This is a genomic window from Brevundimonas sp. (genome assembly GCF_036405315.1).
Lineage (GTDB): Bacteria > Pseudomonadota > Alphaproteobacteria > Caulobacterales > Caulobacteraceae > Brevundimonas.
In genome coordinates this window covers 1-3,434 of sequence record NZ_DASWXW010000090.1, presented here as the reverse complement: position 1 = coordinate 3,434, position 3,434 = coordinate 1, and the positions used below count along the sequence as shown (strand labels likewise).

The 3,434-nt window shown below is 67.0% G+C and carries 4 protein-coding genes, 1 tRNA gene and 1 pseudogene; all 6 read right to left on the bottom strand.

Features of this window, described 5'->3' with window-relative positions; genetic code table 11:
* Window positions 1–57 precede the first annotated feature (57 nt).
* Window positions 58–972: a MotA/TolQ/ExbB proton channel family protein gene (locus VGE49_RS05670; protein ID WP_331033592.1), complete on the bottom strand. Its 915-nt coding sequence runs from the start codon at window positions 970–972 to the stop codon at window positions 58–60.
* 441 nt (window positions 973–1,413) lie between these two features.
* Window positions 1,414–1,489 (bottom strand) — tRNA-Phe (locus VGE49_RS05665).
* 72 nt (window positions 1,490–1,561) lie between these two features.
* On the bottom strand, window positions 1,562–1,720 hold the full coding sequence (locus VGE49_RS05660) for a DNA gyrase inhibitor YacG (RefSeq protein ID WP_414643601.1): 159 nt from the start codon (window positions 1,718–1,720) through the stop codon (window positions 1,562–1,564).
* On the bottom strand, window positions 1,717–2,754 hold the full coding sequence (locus VGE49_RS05655; RefSeq protein WP_331033590.1) for a ribonuclease E/G: 1,038 nt from the start codon (window positions 2,752–2,754) through the stop codon (window positions 1,717–1,719). Before VGE49_RS05655 ends, VGE49_RS05660 begins: the two co-directional genes overlap by 4 nt.
* A gap of 1 nt (window position 2,755) precedes the next feature.
* The gene (locus VGE49_RS05650) at window positions 2,756–3,355 is read right to left on the bottom strand and encodes a Maf family protein (protein WP_331033589.1); all 600 of its coding nucleotides are present in this window, start codon (window positions 3,353–3,355) and stop codon (window positions 2,756–2,758) included.
* 8 nt (window positions 3,356–3,363) lie between these two features.
* Window positions 3,364–3,434: pseudogene (locus tag VGE49_RS05645) on the bottom strand (translation initiation factor IF-1); the annotation flags it as partial.

Genomic DNA, 3,434 nt, shown 5'->3' with positions numbered 1-3,434 from the left:
TAGCCTCGACGGTGTACTTGCCGCCGCCGGAACCGGAAAGTTTGGCGGCCATCCGTCTTACGCTCCCTTGTCGAGCTGACGCGAGATGGCGTTGATCAGTTCAGCGTTGAAGCCGTCCGAACGCGTGCCGTAGTTCGAGATACGCGTGTTGAAGTAGTTGTAGAAGATAACGGCCGGGATAGCGGCGAACAGGCCGATGCCGGTGGCCAGCAGGGCTTCAGCGATACCCGGAGCAACGACGGCCAGGTTGGTCGTGTTGGACTCGGCGATGCCGATGAAGGAGTTCATGATGCCGTAAACGGTGCCGAACAGACCGACGAACGGACCGGTCGAACCGACCGAGGCCAGGAACTGCTGGCCGCCCGAGAGGCGCTTCGGCAGACCCGATTGAACGGCGGCGACGGCGGTCTGGGCACGCAGCAGCGCCGAGTCGCGGTGATCGCCGGTCACTTGCAGGCCAGCCTGACGCGACAGTTCGATTTCCTCGGTGGCGGCGGCGGCCATGTCGGCCAGCGGGTTGCCGTCGAAGTCTTCCGAGGTGGCGACGCGACGCATGTCAGCGATGGTGCGAGCGCCGCGGAAGGCTTCCAGGAAGCGGTCGGTGGTTTTGTTCAGCGCGCCGAACTCGAGCAGCTTGATGAGCAGCATGGTCCACGAGAAGATCGAGGCCAGCAGCAGGCCGGCCATGACGACCTTAACCACTGCGGTCGCTTCCATGAACATGGAGACCGGGGTGATGCCGCCGCCGTGACCGCCCGAAACCGATTCACTGACCGTCGAGGGATCAGCGGCCGGAGCAGCAGCATCAGCAGCCGGAGCAGCGGCGTCGGCGGCCGGAGCGGCGGTCGAGGCGGCGGCTGCGGGGGCAGCGGCGGGGGTTGCGGCGTCTTGCGCCAGAACCGGCGAGCTCGCCATCAGGACGGCGGCGCCGGCCATTGCGAGGAGGATATTCGTCTTCTTGCTATCGAGCATTGTTCGCCAGTTCCTGCTTTGGTCTGACACGTGGAACCCAAGACACGGACCGCGTCAGTCGGCCGTCCCTATAATGAAATTGCGCCACCGCCCGGATCGAGCCGAACGAGTGGAGCCGCCCTCCCGCAACGCCCATTCGAAAACGAGCGTCGCCGCCAAGGTCCGGGCACAATATCCCGGTCACCCCGACCTGCAAGCAGGAATGCGGTTAAGTCCCTTTGGCGAACACCCCACGTAGCGTCAAGTGCGCAAAGTTTCTTTTCCCCTTCGCACCTGCAGCAATCGGGAAGTTCGGCAAAATATTTGCGATTTTCGTAATGATGGCGACACGAAACCGTCGCATCACGCCATGTTACCGGAATGCAATTCCCAAGGCGAAATTTAGGCCATTTTACGGCACAGCTTCCCGCGAGGGGGATTGGCGATGATTTTCAGGGGGAATGGTGCCTGGAGGCGGGTTCGAACCACCGACACGCGGATTTTCAATCCGCTGCTCTACCAGCTGAGCTATCCAGGCGCACGACGTCGTCGCGAGAGGCGGGTCTATAGGCGAGGCAGGCAGGGCTGTCCAGACGCCAATTCACTCAATTCAGCGATCTTTTTCATCCTCGACCGCTTCTTCAGCCGGAATGGCGTAGCCGCCGGTGAACCAGCGCTGCAGATCGACGTCGGCGCACCGCTTGGAGCAGAAGGGCTTGTAGGCCGGAACGGCCTCCTGGCGACGGCAGATAGGGCAGAGCGACATTATCGAGCCTCTTCGATTCTGACGGCCCCGGCCGCCAGCGACACATCCGCGACCAGACCCGCCCGGGGGCCGAGGGCCTGAACCAGGGGCGCGGCCAACGCCGCCTCCTCGGGACAACAACGCGCCACCAGACGCGGAGACGCGGAATCAGACAGCAGGGCCAGGCGCAGTTGACGCGCCACGGCGAGGGCGCGTGTTTCCGGGGTCCGGCGCCCGCCGGCGTCCAGCAGCCGCTCGTCCAGCGGCCTGCGCCGCCACGGCAGCGACAGCTGGATCAGACCAAACCGGCTCAGCGGCCCGAACACGGCTTGCGGCTCCGCGCTGAACGCCGCGCGGACTCCCTTCATTATGGTGTCGCCGTGCAGACCGGCGCCGATCAGGTCGATCACGACCAGCCCGCCCCACCCCTTGAGCGTCAGCAAGCGCGCCGCATGCGACAATCCGGCGCGGTTCGCCGCCTCCCGGCTTTTGCGGGAATCGCGGCCCGGCGCGGGGGCATGGTCGATGTCGACGGCGATCAGGGCGCGGGTGCGCTGAATCATCAGGTCCAGCCCGCAGGCGGGATCGACGACAGTGGCGGACAGCGCGTCCTCCTCGGCCTCCAGGGCGGCGCGGATCGCGACGACGCCGGTCTGGGGCGCGACGCCCGGCACCAGGCTGGAAAGAATCGCGGCCACGTCCGGCCCCGGCGCCAGCAGACGCGGCGCGCCTGATGCTTCGGCCAGGCGACGCAGAACCGGCCCCTTGCGTTCACGCGGCTCGGCAACGACCTCGACCTCGATCTTGCCCCCCTCCCCCGGCCTGTCGTTCTGGCCGAGCGGCAGGAAGCCGTAGGGTTCGCCCGCGCCCAGATCGACGAAGGCGCCGCGCAGGCCCGGTTCGACCCGCGCGATGCGGCCGACGCAACGCGCGCCCAGCCGATCGCTCGGCCGGTCGCTGTCGCGGTGGATGATCAGATGAGTGAAAAGCCCGTCGCGGGCGATGACGCCGCGGGTCTCGCCCGGCGCCTCATCGAGGAAGACCTCGATATCGGCCATGTCAGGCGGTCCTGGGCCGCCAGCCGGCGCCCCGAAGCAGATTGGCCGCTTCATAAAGCGGCAGGCCCATGACCGCCGGGTGGCTGCCGACGATGCGGCGCACGAAGGCGGCGGCCGCCCCCTGGATGCCGTAGCCGCCCGCCTTGCCGCGCCATTCGCCCGAGATGACGTAGGCGGCGATCTCTTCGGGCGACAGGGTCTTGAAGGAAACGCGGGTGTCGACGACGCGGCAGGTCGTCTGCCCCCCGGCGATCACGACGACGCCGGTGAAGACGCGGTGATTACGGCCCGACAGCAGTTCGAGGAAACGCCGGGCCTCAGCATCGTCCGCCGGCTTTTCCAGCAGGCGACGGCCCAGGGCGACGACGGTGTCGGCGGCCAGGACGATGGCGTCGGGCGAACGCGCCGCCACCACCTCGGCCTTGCCGCGCGCCAGGCGCTCGGCCAGACGCGACGGCGTCTCGCCCTTCAGCGGCGTCTCGTCGATGTCGGCGGGATCAACATGATCGGGAACCACCCCGATCTGCGCCAGCAGTTCGATGCGGCGCGGGCTCGACGAGGCCAGAACCAGCCTCGGAGCCGAAAGGTCAGGACGCGACACGCGCGTCCTTACTTGAAGCGATAGGTGATGCGGCCCTTGGTCAGGTCGTAGGGCGTCATTTCAACCAGCACCTTGTCGC

What these genes read in the sequence shown, in the direction of transcription:
- VGE49_RS05655 (WP_331033590.1), bottom strand. Translation starts at nt 2,754, where the DNA reads ATGGCCGATATCGAGGTCTTCCTCGATGAGGCGCCGGGCGAGACCCGC.
- VGE49_RS05670 (WP_331033592.1), bottom strand. Translation starts at nt 972, where the DNA reads ATGCTCGATAGCAAGAAGACGAATATCCTCCTCGCAATGGCCGGCGCC.